Raw genomic sequence first — 19579 nt, 5'->3', positions numbered from 1 at the left:
TTTCGAAGCACGATCGACTTCACCTTCAAGCAGTGAAATGTGCTATCTGATGCTCATGGAAATAGCTGCCGCTTCCGACCCGTTTGTGGCTTCTTTGCCGGTCTTCGCAAAGTTCGAAAGCGTTGCCGATATCGATAACTATCGACCTCTCCCCGATGGCTGGGCGATCGCCACCGCCGACATCGTCGGCTCGACCAAGGCGATCGAGGCCGGGCGCTATAAAACCGTCAATATGGCCGGCGCCAGCGTCATTTCGGCGCTGCTCAATGCGCTGGGTCGGCAAGACCTTCCCTATGTCTTCGGCGGTGACGGCGCGCTCGTGGCGTTCCCCGGCTCGGCGCTGGAACTCGCCCGCAACGCGCTGGCTGCTGTCCAGAGATGGGTGGCGGACGAACTGGACCTGACCTTGCGTGCGGCAATCGTGCCGATAAAGGATATAAGGGCGCAAGGCCTCGACGTCCGCGTGGCGAGGTTTCAGGCCTCCGAAGCGGCCTTCTATGCCATGTTCGCCGGCGGCGGCGGCAGTTGGGCGGAAGCCGAGATGAAAGCGGGGCGCTACCGCATCGATCCTGCGCCGGCCGGCGCGCGGCCGGATCTGACCGGCCTCTCCTGTCGCTGGAACCCGATCGAAGCCCGGCATGGCGAAATCGTCTCGATCATAGCCGTACCAGGGCCGGCGCGCGACTTGCGCGGTTTTCAGTTTCTGGCTTCCGACATCATCGCCCTCGCCGGCAGGCAGGAACGCGATGGTCACCCGGTGCCGGTGGACGGGCCGGACTACAGTTTGCTGCCCGCCGGCCTCGATGTCGAGGCGCGCGCCGCGGCGCCGCCGGGGCGGCGGTGGTTGGCGAAGCTGTGGGTAATCTTCCTGATGACGCTTACGGCTGTCGCCGACAGGTTTGGCTGGACGATCGGCAAGTTCGATCCGAAGGTCTACAAACGCGACGTGGCCAGTAATTCGGATTTCCGCAAGTTCGACGACGGCTTGAAGATGACCATCGATGTTGACGCGGATGTGTTGCAACGGATCGAGAACCGGCTGAAACAGGCAGAAGAGGCGGGCATCTGCCGCTATGGCCTGCACCGCCAGCAGTCGGCCTTGATGACATGCCTCGTAATCTCGCCGCTACAGCCCGATCACGTTCATTTCATCGATGGCGCCTCCGGTGGCTATGCGATGGCTGCCGCAAGCCTGAAGGCGAAGGTGCCTGTCTGATGGCGGCTTGCCGAAATCGGTTCTCCGCAATATGCCTTTCTGATCGTCGACACACGCAATGTATTTGGCCGCCTCGGGCTGGGTCGAGATACGGTGGTAAAGGCCTGACGGCGTCTGAGCCGGGCAATTTTTGCCCGATGTCAGGATCGTGATTGCACTCCGCCGGCAGCCTCGCCACATATGTGCGCCAGCAGATAGATGCAGTTATGCCTGCTCCTTCCCTGCTTCGAGGTGTGGCGGATCAAAGGAGAAGGCTCGTCTTCGACGGGTTTCGAGGTAGCATGAGCACAGCGCAAACAGAAATTTCGACCATTCTCATGGACAAGGTTGCCGATTGGCTGACCCAATCGGCTTTGGCCGGCAACGACTTGGAAACATTGGTAAAGGGGTTTTGCGAGCGGCTGGCTGCTGCCGGCCTGCCGCTGAAGCGGGTGCATTTGAGCTTTTCGATGCTTCATCCGCTTTATGACGCGCTTGGTTTCACCTGGATTCGCGGCCAAGGCATGGAGGTGGAAGGCTTCCGCAAACAGGACGGCGTTCATTCTGACAGGTTCCTAACCAGCCCATACTACCATCTGCTCAGCAACAAGCTCGACCATCTGCGGCGTCGGCTCGACCCGGCGGTCCCGTCGGAATTTCCTGTTTTCGATGAACTCAGGCTCATGGGCGTGACCGATTACATGGCTTTCGTCCATCCCTTCAACGGCAATACCAGTCAGGGCATGATCGGGTCCTGGTCCACCGACAGTGCTTCAGGTTTCAGCGACAGCATGATTTCGGCGCTGCTGCGTATCCAAAACCATCTCGCCATCGCAACCAAAATGGCGGTGCTCACCAAGTTGGCCGACAACATGATGACCACTTATCTCGGCGGCGACGCCGGGAGACGCGTGCTGGACGGCCAGATCAAACGCGGCGAGGGCGACACGATCCGGGCCGCACTGGTCATGGCCGATATGCGCGGGTCGACAAAGCTTGCCGAAACTTCCGGCCGCGAAATCTACATCGATACGCTGAACCAGTTTTTCGATGCCATTGCAGCACCTTTCAATCGCAAAGGCGGGCAGATCATGAGTTTCATCGGTGATGGCTTCATTGCCGTCTACCCTTGCGAAAGGCATCGCTCGCAGTCCGAGATCGCCTGCCAGTCTGCTCTGGCGGCAGCGCACAAGGCCACTGCGCGCATGATGGATCTCAATCTGCGAAGGAAGGAAAAAGGCTTGTCCGACATAAAATTTGGCATAGGCCTGCATGTCGGCAACGTGATGTTCGGCAATGTCGGGCTTACCGACCGGCTCACATTCTCTGTCTTCGGCTCGGCTGTAAACGAGGTCCAGCGCCTCCAGACCCTGACCAAGAAATATCCGCACCGCGTTCTCGCCAGCAAGGACTTCGCCAGCTATTGCGGCGCCAACAGCTGGCTGACGCTCGGCAGCGAGGAACTGGCCGGGATCAAGCAGAAGCTGACGGTGCTTTCACCCGATCTGTCGGGCGCTCTCGCACTCGATGAAGACGGTGCGCTGGAGCCGATTTACGACCGGAGATCGGAGGCCGAGCAGGTCATGCTGCTTCATCGCGATGCCGCACGGCTGTCGGCGGGCGACCGCAGGAAGCTCCAGTAGCCAGCCCCAATCTGATCCGAACGCCTTGGTAAGCAGTCCGGTCGCTGGTTCCGCCGCTGGCGATCGTTCGAATCCAAGTTGCTCTAGGCTGGCAATGCGGTAGTCTTGCTTCCAGGGCCTGCCGCCTGGCAGGCCCCAGGGTGGGGCTGGTGTGAGAATGAATGCAGGCGTTGATCTGCTGCGGATCGAGGATGTTGGCATCTCTTTTGCCATTATCGGGGGACCGTTGCATGCCGTCAGACGTGCAAATCTCCGCGTCCTGCCCGGCAAGGTTACCGCGCTTGTGGGCGAGTCCGGTTCCGGAAAATCGGTTCTCAGCCAGGCAGTAATGGGCATTTTGCCGAACACAGCACATGTTCGCGGCCGTATCCTGTTTTCCGATCCTGAAAAGCCCGGCACGACGCAGGATATCCTGCAGATGCCGCGTGACGGGCCCGAAATCCGGGCGTTGAGAGGCAGCCGCATCGGCAAGATCTTTCAGGAGCCTATGACATCGCTGTCGCCGCTGCACACGATCGGCAACCAGGTCAGCGAATCCCTGCAGATTCATACGCCCATGGCGCGGGCGGAGCGAAAGGCGCGGACTGAGGAAATGCTCAGCCTTGTCGGCTTTCCCAATCCCAAGCGCGCCTATGACATGTATCCGTTTGAACTTTCGGGAGGATTGCGTCAGCGCGCCATGATCGCCATGGCGCTGATCTGCCGGCCCGCTTTGTTGATCGCCGACGAGCCGACGACGGCGTTGGACGTCACCATCCAGGCACAAATCCTGCAATTGCTACGCGAGCTTCAGACCAAGCTGAACATGGCGATGCTGCTGATCACGCACGACCTCGGCGTGGTCGCCAATGTTGCCGACGAGGTGGTGGTCATTTACCATGGCGAGATCATGGAAGCGGGACCTGTCGAGGCAATATTCCGCCGGCCAAGTCACCCTTACCTGAAGGGCCTGATGGCAGCCGTTCCGCATTTCGACCTGAAGCCTGGCGAAAGGCTGAAGGCGCTGCGCGAGGTGCCGGTGAATGTCGAGAACCTGCTTGGCAAGCAGACGGCGCCGGCATCGAAGGGGCCGAGCGACATCCTGCTGTCGGTCAGGGACCTGACAAAGACCTTCACCATCCGCAAGTCTGGTTGGTTCGGCGGGGATCATCAAACCTCTGTTCGCGCCGTGGACGGCGTGAGCTTCGACATCAGGCGGGGTGAGTGCCTGGGTCTGGTCGGCGAAAGCGGCTCCGGCAAAACCACCGTCAGCAAGATCCTCATGCGGGCTGTCACGCCTAACGGCGGCTCGGTGATCTTCAATGGCCGCGATGGACCGATCGACGTCTTGGGAGGCGACAGAGACGCCCTGCGCCTGCTGCGCGCGAAAATCCAGATGATCTTTCAAGATCCGGTTTCGTCGCTTTCACCTCGCATGACGGTGGAAAACATCTTGAGCGAGCCGTTGGAAATCCATCAACGGGGCAATGCCGCGTCCCGACTAGCCACGGTCAAGAGCCTTATGCAGGCGATCGGGCTCGATCCGCGCTTCATCAAGCGTTATCCGCACAGTTTCTCCGGCGGGCAGCGTCAGCGTATCGGCATCGCGCGCGCGTTGGCCCTGGGGCCGGAACTCCTGATCTGCGACGAGCCGGTTTCGGCGCTCGACGTCTCTGTCCAGGCGCAGATCCTGAACCTCCTGAAGGACCTGCAGAAGGAACTGGGCCTGACTTACCTGTTCATATCCCACAATCTGGCGGTGGTAGACTATATGGCGGATCGCATCGCGGTGATGTGCGGCGGACGTATCGTCGAGCTTGCGCCGCGCGAAATTCTGCTCAGGAAACCGATCCACCCCTACACGCGCTCACTGGTCGCCGCGGTCCCATTCCCCGATCTCGACCGGCCGATGGATTTCAAGACGCTGAAGCTCGGCGGCGCTTCCGACGCCAGCGCATGGGGACCGCAATTCCGCGACGAGGGCGACGAGGATGTGCTGTCGCCGATCGATCTTGGCGGCGGCCACCTCGTGCTGGCCCGGCGTTCGGCCGATGTCAGTGAGTTGCGCCATTGATCAGCCGTCGCACCCTCCTTGGTCTCATGGCTTCGGCACTTCTGCCGGGCACGTCGCGCGCTGGCGATCTGGAGCCGGATTTTCTTCAGCCGGAGCTGAAAGCCAGGGCGCTGCCGGCACTCGCAGAGCGCCTGCCCAAGAGCCCGCGCGTATTGAACCTCGCCGCGATGGGCCGGCAACCCGGCCAGTATGGCGGCACGCTGCGTACCATCATCGGCAGCCAGAAAGATATCCGGATGATGACGATCTACGGATATGCCCGTCTGGTCGGCTATGACGAAAAGCTTAACTTGCAAGCCGACATTCTCGAAAGCTTCGACGTAGCGGATGATCGCGTCTTCACGTTCAAGATTCGGGAAGGGCATAAATGGTCCGACGGCAGCCTGTTGACGCCGGAGGATTTTCGTTATTGCTGGGAAGATGTCTGGCTGAACGATGAGCTTACGCAAGGCGGGCTCGCCCCTGCCCTGCTGGCGGACGGCAAGCCGCCACGTTTCGAGATCGTCGATCCGTTGACTGTCCGCTACAGTTGGGATGCGCCAAATCCCGACTTCCTGCCCAAGCTCGCTGCCGCCTCGCCGACACCGCTTGTTTTGCCGGCCGCCTATCTCAAGCAGTTCCACAAGAAATACCAGGATCCATTCCGGCTCGCCGGCCTGATGACGGAGAACCGGGCAAAGAAATGGACGCTCCTGCATATCCGCATGTCGCGGCAGTATCGCCCGGAGAATCCGGAGCTGCCGACGCTCGATCCCTGGCAGAACCGGACCAAGCCGCCGGCTGAGCAGTTCATCTTCGAGCGCAACCCGTTCTTTCATCGAATAGACGAGAATGGCCGGCAACTGCCCTATGTCGACCGGTTCATTATGAATGTCAGCTCGTCGGCGATCATTTCCGCCAAGACCGGTGCGGGCGAGAGCGACCTGCAATGCATGGGAATTGACTTCGCCGATTACTCTTTCCTGAAGGATGCGGAGAAGCGTTACCCCGTGAAGATGCATCTGTGGAAACGCATACAGGGTTCGCGGCTGGCGGTGCTGCCCAATCTGAATTGTGCCGACCCGGTGTGGCGTGGCCTTTTGCGTGACGTGCGCGTGCGCCGCGCACTTTCGCTCGCTGTGGACCGGCGCGAGATCAATATGGCCGTGTTCTACGGATTGGCGCGGGAAAGCGCCGATACGATCCTGCCGGAGAGCCCGCTCTACCGGCCGGAATTCGCGAAGGCCTGGGTCGCCCATGATCCCGACCAGGCCAATGCCCTGCTGGACGAGGTCGGGCTTCAGACACGTGACGATGACGGCCTGCGGTTACTTCCCGATGGGCGCCCGGCGCAGATCATCGTGGAAACGGCCGGCGAAAGCACGCTGGAGACCGACGCGCTCGAACTCATCACCGATCACTGGCGCAAGATCGGCATCGCCCTGTTCATCCGGACTTCGCAGCGCGACATCTTCCGCAGCCGCGCTCTTGGCGGCGAGATCATGATGTCGATGTCGTCGGGCATCGACAATGGCGTGCCGACCGCAGACATGAACCCATACCAGCTGGCCCCCACCATCGACGACCAACTGCAATGGCCGCTCTGGGGCGCCTACTATCTGTCCCATGGCAAGATGGGTGAGGCGCCCGATCTTCCTGAAGTGGTCGAGTTGATGGCTTTGCTCAAGCGCTGGAACGCATCGACCGAAGCCACGGAGCGCGCCGAAATCTGGAATTCAATGCTGTCGATCTACACCGATCAGGTGTTCTCGATCGGTACGGTGAACGAAACACTTCAGCCGATTCTGGTGTCCTCGCGGCTGCGCAATCTGCCTGACAAGGCACTCTTCGGCTATGACCCGACCGCCTATTTCGGTGTCTACATGCCGGATACATTCTGGCTTGGAGGCTCCTGAGCGTGCTTCGATATATTGTCTGGCGCATCGCTGTGATGGTTCCAACGCTGCTGGTCATATCGGCGCTGGTGTTCACCATCATCGAACTTCCACCGGGTGACTATTTCGACAGCTATGTCGCCGAGCTTCGGGCCCAGGGCGAAGCGGTCGATTCCGATCGCATCAAAATGATGCGGAAGGAATATGGTTTCGACCAGCCGCCCGTCATTCGCTACTTCTACTGGGTCGGCGGGATGCTGCACGGCGATTTCGGCTATTCCTTCGAGTATGAGCTGCCGGTTCGCGACGTCGTCGGGGACCGAATGTGGCTGACCGTGCTGGTTTCCTTCGTCACGATCATCTTCACTTGGCTCATCGCCTTTCCCATCGGCATGTACTCAGCCACGCATCAATACAGTTGGGGCGACTACGGCCTTACTCTCTTCGGCCTTCTCGGCCTTGCCATTCCGAATTTCATGCTGGCGCTGATCCTGATGTATTTCGCCAATATCTGGTTCGGCACCTCCATCGGCCATCTCATGGACCCGCAATATCTCAGTGAGCCGATGAGCTGGGCCAAGGCGAAGTCGATCCTCGCCCATCTCTGGATCCCGGTCTTGATCATCGGCACCGGGGGCACGGCAAGCATGATCCGACGGCTGCGCGCCAATCTGCTCGACGAGTTGCACAAGCAATATGTCGTGACAGCGCGCGCCAAAGGCCTTCATCCCTTCAAGGCACTGGTCAAATATCCGCTGCGCATGGCGCTCAATTTCTTCATTTCCGATATCGGCTCGATCCTGCCGGCCATCATCTCCGGTGCCGAAATCACCGCGATCGTGCTGTCCTTGGAAACGACCGGGCCGATGCTGATCAAGGCGCTGCAGAGCCAGGACATGTATCTGGCGGGTTCGTTCCTGATGTTCCTCGCCTTCCTGACGGTGATCGGTGTCCTGATTTCCGACCTGGCGCTGGCGCTGCTTGATCCACGAATTCGTTTGCAGGGCGGCAGCACCAAATGAACAAGCAATCGCCCCTGCCCGCTCCGGGTGCCCCACTGCAACACTACGTTTCCATCGCGCCCTTTGACCTGCAATCAGTCGAAGCCATGACGGCGGAGCAGTCGAAGGTCTTTCAGGCGTCGCAGTTGCGCCTGATGTGGTGGAAATTCCGACGGCACCGGCTTGCCCTTGTATCCGGCATATTTCTGGCAGCGCTCTATTTCGGGATCCTGATCTGCGAGTTCCTGGCGCCCTACAATCTGCACACGCGCAACATGGACTACATCTATTCGCCGCCGCAGCAGGTGCACCTGTTCCACAACGGCCAGCTTGTCGGGCCCTTCGTCTATGGCCGCCAGATGACGCTGGATATGGACACACTCAAGCGGAACTACATCGACAACCAGGATGATGTTCAGCGGATTCGTTTCTTTTGCAAGGGCGACCGTTACCGGTTCTGGGGCCTGGTCGAAGGTGACAGGCATTTTGTGTGTCCTGCTGAAAACGGCCAGCTCTTTCTGGCCGGCACCGACAGGCTGGGGCGCGATGTGTTCTCGCGTATCATCTATGGCGCACGCATTTCACTGACAATCGGCCTTGTCGGCATCAGTTTCAGCTTCCTGCTCGGCATTGTCATAGGCGGACTGGCTGGCTACCACGGCGGTGTCTTCGACCTGATCGTCCAACGGATCATCGAAGTTCTGCAATCGATCCCCAGTATTCCGCTATGGCTGGCTCTGGCGGCGATCATGCCGATAACCTGGAGTCCAATCCTGATTTATTTCGGCATCACCATCATCCTCGGGCTGATCCACTGGACCGGACTGGCGCGGGCAGTGCGATCAAAGCTTCTGGCCTTGCGCGAGGAGGATTACGTTCTGGCCGCGCAATTGATGGGCGCCAGCAGCAGCCGCATCATCGGGCGGCACCTCATCCCAGGTTTCATGTCGCATCTGATCGCGACGGCGACGATCTCCATACCCGGCATGATCCTGGGCGAGACGGCGCTGAGCTTCCTTGGGCTGGGCCTGAGGCCACCGACAACCAGCTGGGGCATCCTGCTGACCGAGGCGCGCAGCGTCAGCGTGATCGCGTTCTATCCATGGCTGCTTTTGCCGATGCTCCCCGTCATTCTCGTCATCTTGGCGTTCAACTTCCTCGGCGACGGTTTGCGGGACGCCGCGGACCCCTACAAGTGAGATCGCTATTCCGCCGCGCGCCCAGCCGCCGGCCACCCGGTATCACTGCCGGCCTCCGTACGGTTGTTGCAGTGTTCATCATCCGCCCCTATACGTGCCGACACGCAATCGAGCTCAGCGCGTCGCCTTCGGGATGCACTCGTGAACAGTTCTTGTCGCGGGCATTGCCTATCTCTTGATCTGGTTAGGACACACAAAAGCATATGAGTCGTCTCGAGAATTTCATCAGCAGAATGACCGCACAGCGTGACATTCTCGATCACGTCTGCGCCGAGGTGGCGAAGATGGAGGGGCTTGTGCTCGAGCTCGGCCTCGGCAATGGCCGGACGTTCCACCATCTGCGCGAGCGCCTGCCCGGGCGTCGGATCGTGGTGTTCGACCGCGAAGTCGGCGCACATGCCAGCTCAATTCCCGACGCCGAAAACCTCGTGCTCGGCGAAATACGCGAGACGGGCCGCAAGTTCATTGGCATCGAAGCCGCCCTTGTTCATGCCGACATCGGCACCGGCTATGATGATCGCGATGCTGTGACCGCTACCTGGCTTCCCGATCTGATCGCGAGCCTGCTTCGCGTCGGCGGCTTCGCGGTCAGTGGCACGCCGCTCAATCACCCGCTGCTGCAACGCCTCCCGGCGCCGACGTCGGAGCCCGCCGATCGTTATTTCCTCTGCAAGCGCGTGTGAGCGGCCGAGAGCGCTTCACGGAAACGCTGCTCCAGCTCTTTGTTTTAACGCAATTCGTGCTTTTCCCGGGAAAACCGTTTCACAGTTTTCCTGGAATTCCTCAGGGGATTGTATACACCGCGATCTCCCGCTCAATGCCGCGCAGCGAGACTTCGTGGGGCACGGGCGTCAGCGCGCTCCTGCGTAACAGATCGGCGGTGAGATTGTCGTCGACCACCGAATGGGTGGCGAAGATCGCCTGTGCGTTGGCCAGGTTCTGTACCCGTGAGGCAATGTTGACCGTCTGGCCAAAATAGTCCTGCCGCTCGTTCATGGACACGGCGATGCAAGGGCCGGCATGGACGCCGATCTTGAGCAGCAGGTCCTCGCGACCGCTTTTTTCATTGAGCGCACGCATGGCATCGCGCATCCGGAGGGCTGCGGCAATCGCACGATCAGGCGTCGCGAAGGTTGCCATCACCGCATCACCGATCGTCTTGACCACCGCGCCTGCCTCCGCCGCGACGATCTCGTGCAGAACCTGGAAATGCGCGCGCACGAGATCGAAGGCCGCAAGGTCGCCCACCCGTTCGTAAAGGGCGGTCGAACCGCGCAGGTCGGTGAACAGGAAGGTCAGGCTGGTGATTTTCAGGCGCTGGTTGATGTCGAGCGTATCCGTGCGATAGAGATCGCGGAACGTCTGGTTGGTGAGCAGGCGCTTGGCGGTGAGGAAGGGCCGGCGTTTACCCAGGAAATCGTGCAAGGCCTGGCCGGCGATGAAAACCGTCGGCAGCACGCGGGTGTCGGTCCTGTTTTCCAGGGAAATGCGCAACGGGCCGGGTTGCATCTCCAGCGTTTGGTTCTGGACATGGTCGCGGTCGAAGACCAAAGAGAGGCTTCGGCGCTCCTTTGTTGGTTCGCCCTTCACGTCGATGAACTGCGCTGAATGGGTGACCGGCTCAAAGACGATGATGAATTCGGACGGAAGCTGTATGGGCAGAAGCGCCTTTTCACCGGGCGCAAGCTCGATATCTTCCAGCGAAAACGCTTCCAACTTTTTCGCGAAATCCTCATCCGGCACATCAACACCCGAAGCCCAGTAGATCTGGCGGAAATATTCCACCAGCGGCAGTTCGTGTGGATTGTGGGCGGCAATCCTGCGTATGCGCGGACTGACGGTGAATGTCACCTCGACCATCTCGTCGAGGGTTGGCGAATAGCCCTCGGAGCACAGCGCGCAGGTGTATTCATCTTTCTGCAGGGTTTTCAGCGTGGCGTTGGTGTCGAGCACGCCGCCACAGCCTGGGCACAGAACATTCCAGGAAACATCGAAGATGCCCACCCGCGCCGCATGGAGAAATGCGCTGATGGTGCGCTCCTCGTCGAGGCCATGCTTGCTGGCGAAGGCTGGCGCATTGATGCGGCAAAGTTCGCGGTCGTTGCCGTCCGCGACGGTTCGCTTGATCGCGTCGATTACCAGTGGATCGACATCGGTCGATTGCCGCAGAAGCGAGAACAGATCCTGAGCTTCATTCATCCTGCTGGCTCCAGAAAATGTGCCTCCCAGGCGTGTTGATCGGACTGCCCTTGGTGCGAGTGCTGCATTTTACTTCGAAACGGACCATTCGAATAGGCAAGCCTGGTGATGGTTCAATTTCCATTCGGCGGATTTTCTCCGGCCGCAAGCGGCACTATGATGGTCGATAGGCGTTCATCTTTGGGGTTTTCTCCTGTGCCGACACCCGACAACCCGCCATTTCCCGCCGCCCTGCGCCTTTTCTCGGCGGGGGTCATCATCGTCCTGATCGTCGGCGCCGGCCTGTTTTTCGCGCCTGAGCTGGTCAAGCCGCGGTGGCCTTGGCCTGTCACGCCGTTCAGTGCCCGCTTCCTCGGCGGCTTCTACACCGCCGAAATGGCGGTGATGGCAGCGCTGCTGGTCTGGAATCGCTGGTCGCCCGGCAGGCTCGTCCTCGTCATGGCCTTCATCTTCACCGTCATCGTGTCGGCGGTTTCGTTGATCAATCTCGGCTATTTCAACTTCGAGCGAAAAGCGGCCTGGCTCTGGTTCCTGGTCTATCTTGCCTCGGCGGCGGTATCCGGGCTGTTCCTTTGGCGGACCAGGGCCTATCCCCCAGCAAAAGGCGTGACCCCTAACCCCACATGGCGCGGCTACATGTTGGCGGAAGCCGCGATCCTTGGCCTCTATGGCATCGGCATGTTGCTATTCCCTCAAAGGGTCAGCAGCACCTGGCCATGGCCGGTCGATCCCTTCCACGCCCAGGTCTACAGCGCCATCTTCCTCGCCGGCGCCGGCGGCGCCTATCTCGTCTGGAAAAACGCGCCGCGCGAGGAACTGCTGGTGCTTGGCCTGGCGCAGTTTCTGGTCGGCCTGCTTGCCATCCTTGGCCTCGTCATCACCGACGCTGCGGTGCACCGGATCGACTGGAGTGCGACCGCTACATTGTGCTGGCTCGCGCTTTTCGGCTGGATCGGCATCAGCGGCGCCTTCAAACTCTACGCCGCCTCCCGGTATTTTGGCTTGCAATCGGCATCATAGGCTGCAGAGATAGCTGGATTTTCAGGTGACGTCCGGCGCATCGTGCCGGGCCGATTGGGTTCGAGCACTTCACCGTTTCAAGGAAACGGCGAATTGCTCTATCCTTGGTTCTGACGCAATTCCGGGCGGAAAACCGCTCACACTTTTCCTGGAATTGCTGTAGCCGGGAACGCCATGACCAGCACGACCTCGCCATCCGAGAAAATCCGGCCGCAGCTTCGAGCCGTGCGGCCAAGCGATGCGGAGGCGCTTTGCGCTATCTTCAACATGCCGGGTTTCCGCTGGGGCACGCTCAGGATGCCATTCGAGATGGTGGAGCAGGTGGAGCGGCGCATCGCCAAGTGCGGCCAGGAAACCACCTGGATCGTTGCCGAGTTGGACGGCAGGATCGTCGGCCATGGCAACCTGGTTGTCCAGGGTTCGCCGCGCCGTTCGCATATAGGCGAGATCAATATCGGCCTTGACGATGCCTTTGTCGGCAAGGGCATCGGCTCTGCCATACTTGGCGCGCTGCTTGACGTTGCCGACAATTGGCGCGCGCTGAAGCGGGTCGAATTGACCGTCTATGCCGACAACGAGCCGGCCATCCGCCTCTACACCAGCCACGGCTTCGAGGTCGAAGGCCGGCATGTGAAGGCCGGCTTTACCGACGGGCAGTATCACGACCTTCTGAGCATGGCCCGGCTGCGGTTCTGATGACCGCCGTCTTCGCCCCAGCCCCTACGCCTCCGGTGGAAATTCTGGCTGTGCTGTCGCTGCTCTGCCCGGAAGTCGTGCGTGACATCGAGCAGAACTGGAATGCATCGGTTTCCGATTACGCCCGCCATCTGTGGCGGCCGGTAGCAAGGCCTGCATCCGGCCCGGCGATCGCTGCCCGCTCGATCCTGCGCGAAGTCCTGCATCAGCGCCTCGGTGCGATCATGCAGCCTGAGGAGATCGGCAATATCCTCGAAGAGTTCGAGCACAGACCGGTAATTCAGTCCGGCCTGCACTGCCTGCTTCTGATGGACCGGATCACCTTCGATGCCCTCCTGCTTGCCTGGTTCGGCGCGGTCGAAAACGGGCTGTCGGCCTTCTTCGGCTTCATGGGAACGACGATGACCATGGAGACAATTGGCCGGGAGGGGCCGGGCTGGCTCGATGTCGGCGACGACAAGGTCAACCTGTTTGGCATGGGGCGCCACAAACTGTGCCGCAAAAGCGTTTGCGCGGCCGGTCCCGTCACCCTCAACAGGCGCGCCCTCGAAGCGGTGTGCGACGAAACGGATGCCAGCCGCTGGCTGGGCACACTGCTCGCCAGCCACGACAAGGTGTTTGCAACCGCCGCCGATGCGCTGACAGAACTCAACGAGGATCTGGTCGCCGGTTGGGATCGTTCCGGCATGGCCCTGCCGGTTTTGATCGATGACCGGCTCGCCGCTGCTGCCATGGCGCGGCATCTAGACCATGACGGCGGCCTTCTTTCCAGGCTGCTCTTCGAGCCCGCAAGGCGCCGGCGTCTCGAGCATGCCTTGCAAGAGGCCGCATCGAGCCCATTTGGCAGATTCCTGCCCAATGCCACCGCCTATTTCTGGGGCATCCGCGAGGAGCGCGTGCGCAAGCTCGTCCTCGAGAACGGGCAGCTGATCGAGCCTGACAGGCCGCATGGTCTTTCCATCCCGTTCGAGCGGCCGCATCTCAAGCAGGCGCTGCTGGACGGTGCGCTGCTGCCGGACTTGTTCCTGACGTTCCTCGTCCTTGCCATATTGCCGCGCGTGCGGGTCGTGGGCGGCTTGAGACAGATTGGCTATGTAGCGCTTTTCCACTCGATCCTGCTGGCTGCGCTGGATGAAAACGCGCCGGAAGAGCGCGATCTGGCTGCGGAGCTGCAGGTTCGGGAAAATGCCTGGGGCACTCGGGTCATCGATGAAAAGATCTCGGTCCGCGAGCAGCTTGCCGGCCTCCCGGAAGGGGCGCCCTTCGCGGACTTGCTCCGGCAATACCGTTCGCGGACATTTGCCGAGACCACCGACGACCTGAAACTGGTGCGCGAAAACGCCCGATGGTGCAAGATCGGCCGGGCCTCCGGCCTCTGATCGGGCCGCTACCCGGTCATTGCACCAAACCGGCCTTGCGGAGCCCGTCGACCATGAGTTCGAAATCGGCAGGGTTCTTGTAAGGCAAGACTTTGCGACGGTATTCCAGCGAAAAGTCGGGATTGACGCGAAGCATGTCCTGCCATGCCGCGCGGGCCTCCTCCAAACGGCCCAGATGGCCGTAGCTGGCGGCCAGGAGCGCGCGAGAGACGTCGGTCACAGCGTTGCGAGCCAGCCGTTGCAGCAGGAGGTCAACGGCCTCGTTGTATCGTCCCAGTTGAAACAACGCCAAAGCCTGGAAGTGCAGAAGCACATCCGCAAAGTACGGGTTCAAGGACTTTCCCCGGGCGAAACTCTCGAGGGCCTCCTCGGATTTGCCTGAATAGTACAGCGTTTCGCCGCGGCAGACGTGCGCTTCGGCGAAGTTCGGATTGAGGACCAGTGCGCGCTCGACCTCGTCGATGGCCTCATCGTGCCGTCGTGTGTACAGCTTGGCTATCGCCAGCGCCCAGTGCGCCCAGGGATCGTTGTCATCCAGCGTTACCGCCCGCGTTGCGGCCTCTTCGGCTTGCGCCATCGATTCCGGCGGCGACGCTCCCCACCTGTTCAGGTAATCGACGCCGTGCGTGAGGGCGAGGAAAGCGTGGGCAGAGGCAAAGTTCGGGTCCAGTTCGGTGGCACGTTGCAAGAGATTGCGGGCTGCGACGTTCGTCTCCTTCGTCAGCCGGTGCCACAGCTCCCGGCCGCGCAGGAAACAGTCATACGCCTCGGTGTTGCGCGGGTGCTCCGGCGCCAGCCGTTGCCGGGCATCGTCTGTCAGGTTGAGCGCCAGCGCACCGACGATCTGCTGCGTCACGTCGTCCTGCACGGCGAATATGTCGGTCAGGTCGCGATCGAACCGCTCCGCCCAAAGATGGCCGCCTGAAATTGCATCGATGAGCTGCGCGGTGATCCGCACCCTGTTGCCCGACTTGCGTACGCTGCCTTCGAGCACATGCCGCACGCCGAGTTTCGCGCCCACCTCCTGCACATGGACGTTCTGGCCCTTGAAGGTGAACGACGAATTGCGTGCGATGACGAAGAGTTGCGACAGTTTTGACAGCGCCGTGATGATGTCTTCGGAGATGCCGTCGGCGAAGTAGTCCTGTTCGGCGTCACCGCTCATGTTGGCAAACGGTAGCACGGCGATCGACAGCTTCGGCGGCACTGCCGCAGCCGGCCGGCTCGTCGCGGTTTCCGGGGTCGCGGCCGCCTTGGCCCCCGCGCCGACCTGCAGCGAATAGACCCGGACCGGCTCGGCGATGTTCTTAAGCTGTGTGCTGCCGAGATCGCTGACCGAGAGGTCGAGCCTCGCCTTGACCTGGCGATAGGCATCCTCGGACAGGCAAATAGCGCCGGGCGCCGCGACACCCTCCAGACGCGAGGCGATGTTGACGCCGTCGCCCATCAGGTCGCCGTCGCTTTCTTCGACCACATCCCCCAGATGGATGCCGATCCTGAACTCGATGCGGCGGTCCTGCGGCACGCCGGCATTGCGCTCAACCATGCCGTTCTGGATCTCAACGGCGCAGCGCACGGCATCCACCACACTGCGGAACTCAACCAGCGCCCCGTCGCCGGTGCGCTTGATCACCCGCCCGTTGTGGACTGCGATGGTGGGATCGATCAGGTCGCTGCGCAGCGTCCGCAACCTCGCCAAGGTACGCTCTTCGTCCGCGCTCGCGAGCCGGCTGTATCCGACCACATCTGCAGCCAGGATTGCGGCCAGCTTGCGGTTCTCGCTCATGCGTCGGTCTCCTTATCTCCAAGATAGCAGGAAGACAGCGGGTAGAGGGAACTTTCGCAAACGACGGCCGCGCAACCGCCCGGCTCGGCAGCGCTCTGCCGCAGGAACCATCCGATCTCTCGATGGCTATTTGCGCTGCCGCTTGCCGGTTGAGAGCTATCGGTTCATCCTTGTGATTGCCCTGGCCGTGAAATGCGTGGCGAGATCATGCCGTCACGGCCCCTAGTGAGGTCTTGTTCCATGGACTGCTCAGGCTGCGGTTTCGAGATTGAGGGCGGTTACGCCTTCTGTCCGAAGTGTGGCCGGCGCCAGCCCGTGTCATGTGCCAGTTGCGGCTATGTCTGCGCACCTGATTTCGAGTTCTGTCCGAAATGCGGGGCAAGCGTCGGTGCGTCCGCAAAATCCGTCGAACGGCCTGCTCCGAAACCAAGCCGGACCTTTGTGCCACCTTCTCGAACTGCGGCGCCGAACATCGAAAGCGAAGAAGGGCCGCATTCTGTCTCTGACGCCGATCGCCGGACGGTCACGGTCCTGTTCGCCGACCTCTGCGGCTTCACGACACTCAGCGAGCAGCTCGACCCCGAGGTCATGCAAACGCTGCAGAACGAACTGTTCAAGGAATTGACGGCGGCCGTGCGAAACTTTGGTGGTTTCGTCGACAAATTCATCGGCGATGCACTGCTCGCCTTGTTCGGTGCGCCGGTCGCGCATGAGGACGATCCGGAACGTGCGCTTCGCGCCGCTCTCGACATGATCGCCCGGACGGCGCGGCTGGGCGAAAGCACCCCCTACTCCGGCTCGCCTCTCCTACTCCACATCGGCATAAACACTGGTCCGGTCGTTACTGGAGGATTGGGCATCGGCGCCGCCAAATCCTATTCGGTGACCGGCGACACGGTGAATACGGCGCAACGCCTGCAATCGCTGGCCGCACCCGGTGAGGTGCTGGTGGGCGAGCTCACGCACAGGCTGACCCGACATGCCTTCTCTTACGAGTCGATGGGTGATGTCGTGCTTCGCGGCAAGGCTGGCAGTGTTCTCGTCCATCGACTCGATGCACCGCTTGCGGCGCCGCGTGCGGCGCGTGGGCTCGAGGCGCTCGGCCTCAGTGCGCCGATAATAGGCCGTGATGCGGAACTCAACAGAATGCTGGCGAGCCTCGACCAGGCGTGCGGCGGCTCGGCCCAACTTGTCCGCCTCGTCGGAGAAGCCGGTATCGGGAAATCGCGGCTGGTGAGGGAGTTCGTCACCCGGGTCGGCGACGACGATCGTTTTCGCAACGTCGCCGTGCGACAGGCCACGTGCTCACCGCTGGGCGAACAATCATTTGGCGCCCTGGGCGCAGTGGTGCGCAGCGCTGCCGGGATGATGCAAAACGACAATGGGGACGAAATGCGGGGGAAGCTCGCAGCCTTGCTGACCGATCTCGGCCTGCAGGGCGACGAGGCGAAGCGGCTGATGCCTTTGCTCTATCATGTGCTCGGCCTTGGCGACCCCGATGCCACCTTGCAGCATGTCGAGCCCGAGCAGTTGCGGCGGCAAATTCTCTACGCGGTCCGCACAATCATCGAACGGCGGCTTGCGTTGTCGCCGCTGCTGATCGTCGTCGAAGACCTGCACTGGGCCGACGCCGTATCGCTCGAGGCACTGCGTTTCGTGATGGACAGGCTGGAGCGCACGCGGTTGATGCTGCTGGTCACGCATCGTCCGGCGCCGGACAACGATCAGCTCGACTCAAGCCGGGTCAGTCACACAGCGCTCAGGCTTTCGCCGCTCAGCAGCCATGACGGACGTAGCATGGTGGCAGCACTTTTCGGCGATAGCTGGGTAAACTCCGCGGGCGGGCTTCTCGACCAGATCCTTGAGCGCGCCGGCGGCAACCCGCTTTTTATCGAGGAGATCGTTCGCGGCCTTATCGATCGCGGTGTATTGATGCGCGAAGGCCAGCGATGGCGGACGGTGGCGGGCGAAGTCGCAACCGGCATTCCCGCCACCATCCAGGCAATGTTGCTTGCTCGTGTCGACCGGCTGCCCCAGGAGGTGCGCCGGTTAGCCCAGGAAGCCGCGGTAATCGGCCCGCGCTTCGATGCCACGCTTCTGAAAACCGTGACGGCCGATCCCGGCCGGCTGGAGGCCGGCTGCGAACTGCTTTGCGATGCGGAGATCATCGAAGAAGTTGCCGGATCAGGCTCGGTCTCGTCGCAAAGCTACCGCTTTACGCAAACATTGCTGCAGGACGTGATCTACCAGAACCTGCTCCTGCAACGCCGGACCGACATCCACGGCCGTGTCGGTGTCGCCCTGGAGCAACTGTGCGGCGACAAGCCGGAACGGCTCGAGGATTTGGCCGTGCTCGGTCATCATTTCGCACAGAGCGCCGAGCGGGAGAAGGGCGCGCATTACCTTCAGGCGGCGGGAGATCGCGCTCGCATGATATACGCCAATGACGACGCCCTTCGTTTCTACGACCGAGCCCTGACCGCGTTGGGCGCGACCGGGCAAACACCGCTCAAACTGGCAATTGCAGAGCGCATTGCCGATTTGAGCGGCCCGGCAGGCCGCCGCGAGATCGCGCACCGCCACTACGAGGCGGTGTTGCAGGCGTACCGCGGGTCAGCAGACCGCGTCGCGTCGGCGCGCGTTTTGCGCAAGATCGGTCGGCTGCTCTGGGACGTCGGCAAGCGGGACAAAGCGGAATCCCGCTATGCTGAAGCGGCGGCGCTCCTTGATGGAGCGGATGCCCCGATCGAGCAGGCGCATCTCTGGCAGGAACGCGGCCGGCAGGCATTCCGGAGCGGAGATCACGCTCTCGCGGCAAGATGGGCGGACGCGGCGCTCGATTGCGTACGCAGTCTGACAACGGAACAGGTCTCCGATGACGCCACCCTCGTGACCGCCGAGGCACTTAACACCAAGGCCGTTGCGCTGGCCCGCCTCGGCCGAAACCGTGAAGCCGTGGGTCAGGTCGAGCGTAGCATTGAATTGGCCGAGGCCGCCGGTCTGCTGGGCGCGGCGTGTCGCGGCTACACCAATCTCGGCGTGCTTTACACGACCATCGATCCGGCAAAGGCGATGGAGGTCTGCCGGCGCGGTCTGGAGGTGGCGCGCCATATTGGCGATCAGGGTTTTCAGGCGCGCCTCCTCGCCAATCTGGCGGTCGCTTGTTGTACTTTCACGGATCGCTGTCCAACGGAGGGCGTGCCTGCTGCCGAGAAGGCCATCGAGATCGACCGGGCGCTCGACCAGCGCGAGCACCTGCCGGTGCCGTTGATCGTGCTTGGGCAGATCCACCAGTGCAACGGCCGTCCGGAACTGGCGGTCGGCTTGTTCCACGAAGCACTGGACGTCGCCCGCGAAACGGGCGAACCCCAATTGCTGTTTCCGTGCTATGATGGTCTCGCAACGCTTAATCTCGACCTCGACAATCTGGCCGAGGCCGAACGCTACTTTTCCCTGGCGCAGGGTATATGCGCCCAGCACGGGCTCGACCCGGAAGCGCTTGTGGTGCTGCCTTTTCTCGACTAGCCGGGGTTG

At 61.6% G+C, this 19579-nt stretch carries 13 protein-coding genes; 11 read left to right on the top strand and 2 right to left on the bottom strand.

Going from position 1 to position 19579, the window contains the following annotated elements; translation table 11 throughout:
• Positions 1 to 37: 37 nt before the first annotated feature.
• From EN861_RS29930 to EN861_RS29900, 7 genes are all read left to right on the top strand, one after another.
• Entirely contained in the window at positions 38 to 1216 is a 1179-nt protein-coding gene (locus EN861_RS29930; protein WP_127275924.1) for a DUF3095 domain-containing protein, read from the top strand.
• A 281-nt stretch (positions 1217 to 1497) separates the two neighbouring features.
• Positions 1498 to 2838, top strand: a complete 1341-nt coding sequence (locus tag EN861_RS29925) for an adenylate/guanylate cyclase domain-containing protein (RefSeq protein ID WP_127275931.1) — start codon at positions 1498 to 1500, stop codon at positions 2836 to 2838.
• A 157-nt stretch (positions 2839 to 2995) separates the two neighbouring features.
• Complete coding sequence (locus EN861_RS29920) at positions 2996 to 4891, top strand: ABC transporter ATP-binding protein (RefSeq protein ID WP_135867324.1); 1896 nt, start codon at positions 2996 to 2998, stop codon at positions 4889 to 4891.
• Positions 4888 to 6786 (top strand): ABC transporter substrate-binding protein, encoded by a 1899-nt coding sequence (locus EN861_RS29915; RefSeq protein ID WP_127275922.1) that lies wholly within the window; start codon positions 4888 to 4890, stop codon positions 6784 to 6786. Before EN861_RS29920 ends, EN861_RS29915 begins: the two co-directional genes overlap by 4 nt.
• 2 nt (positions 6787 to 6788) lie before the next feature.
• Positions 6789 to 7787 (top strand): ABC transporter permease, encoded by a 999-nt coding sequence (locus EN861_RS29910; RefSeq protein ID WP_127275921.1) that lies wholly within the window; start codon positions 6789 to 6791, stop codon positions 7785 to 7787.
• Positions 7784 to 8965, top strand: coding sequence for an ABC transporter permease (locus EN861_RS29905; protein ID WP_135867323.1), 1182 nt, complete (start codon positions 7784 to 7786; stop codon positions 8963 to 8965). Before EN861_RS29910 ends, EN861_RS29905 begins: the two co-directional genes overlap by 4 nt.
• A 203-nt stretch (positions 8966 to 9168) precedes the next feature.
• Positions 9169 to 9648 carry a class I SAM-dependent methyltransferase gene (locus EN861_RS29900; RefSeq protein WP_135867322.1) on the top strand — a complete coding sequence of 160 codons (480 nt, stop codon included), beginning with the start codon at positions 9169 to 9171 and terminating at the stop codon, positions 9646 to 9648.
• Positions 9649 to 9748: 100 nt separating this feature from the next.
• On the opposite strand, the gene EN861_RS29895 is transcribed toward EN861_RS29900, so the two are convergent.
• Positions 9749 to 11164, bottom strand: a complete 1416-nt coding sequence (locus tag EN861_RS29895; protein WP_135867321.1) for an adenylate/guanylate cyclase domain-containing protein — start codon at positions 11162 to 11164, stop codon at positions 9749 to 9751.
• Positions 11165 to 11359: 195 nt separating this feature from the next.
• On the opposite strand from EN861_RS29895, the gene EN861_RS29890 reads away from it, so the two are divergent.
• From EN861_RS29890 to EN861_RS29880, 3 genes are all read left to right on the top strand, one after another.
• Positions 11360 to 12184 carry a hypothetical protein gene (locus EN861_RS29890; RefSeq protein WP_135867320.1) on the top strand — a complete coding sequence of 275 codons (825 nt, stop codon included), beginning with the start codon at positions 11360 to 11362 and terminating at the stop codon, positions 12182 to 12184.
• 174 nt (positions 12185 to 12358) lie between these two features.
• Positions 12359 to 12880, top strand: coding sequence for a GNAT family N-acetyltransferase (locus tag EN861_RS29885; RefSeq protein ID WP_127280037.1), 522 nt, complete (start codon positions 12359 to 12361; stop codon positions 12878 to 12880).
• Positions 12880 to 14259 carry a hypothetical protein gene (locus tag EN861_RS29880; protein ID WP_135867319.1) on the top strand — a complete coding sequence of 460 codons (1380 nt, stop codon included), beginning with the start codon at positions 12880 to 12882 and terminating at the stop codon, positions 14257 to 14259. Before EN861_RS29885 ends, EN861_RS29880 begins: the two co-directional genes overlap by 1 nt.
• Positions 14260 to 14275: 16 nt before the next feature.
• On the opposite strand, the gene EN861_RS29875 is transcribed toward EN861_RS29880, so the two are convergent.
• Positions 14276 to 16045: an adenylate/guanylate cyclase domain-containing protein gene (locus tag EN861_RS29875; RefSeq protein WP_135867318.1), complete on the bottom strand. Its 1770-nt coding sequence runs from the start codon at positions 16043 to 16045 to the stop codon at positions 14276 to 14278.
• Between the two features lie 240 nt (positions 16046 to 16285).
• Here EN861_RS29875 and EN861_RS29870 point away from each other — a divergent pair, with 240 nt between their 5' ends.
• The gene (locus tag EN861_RS29870) at positions 16286 to 19570 is read left to right on the top strand and encodes an adenylate/guanylate cyclase domain-containing protein (protein WP_135867317.1); all 3285 of its coding nucleotides are present in this window, start codon (positions 16286 to 16288) and stop codon (positions 19568 to 19570) included.
• The last annotated feature ends 9 nt before the right edge of the window (positions 19571 to 19579 follow it).

The sequence above is a fragment of the Mesorhizobium sp. M8A.F.Ca.ET.218.01.1.1 genome (assembly GCF_004791165.1).
In the GTDB taxonomy this organism is placed as follows: domain Bacteria; phylum Pseudomonadota; class Alphaproteobacteria; order Rhizobiales; family Rhizobiaceae; genus Mesorhizobium.
Note: the sequence above shows the minus strand (reverse complement) of the source record. Positions and strands in the feature narration are given on the sequence as shown.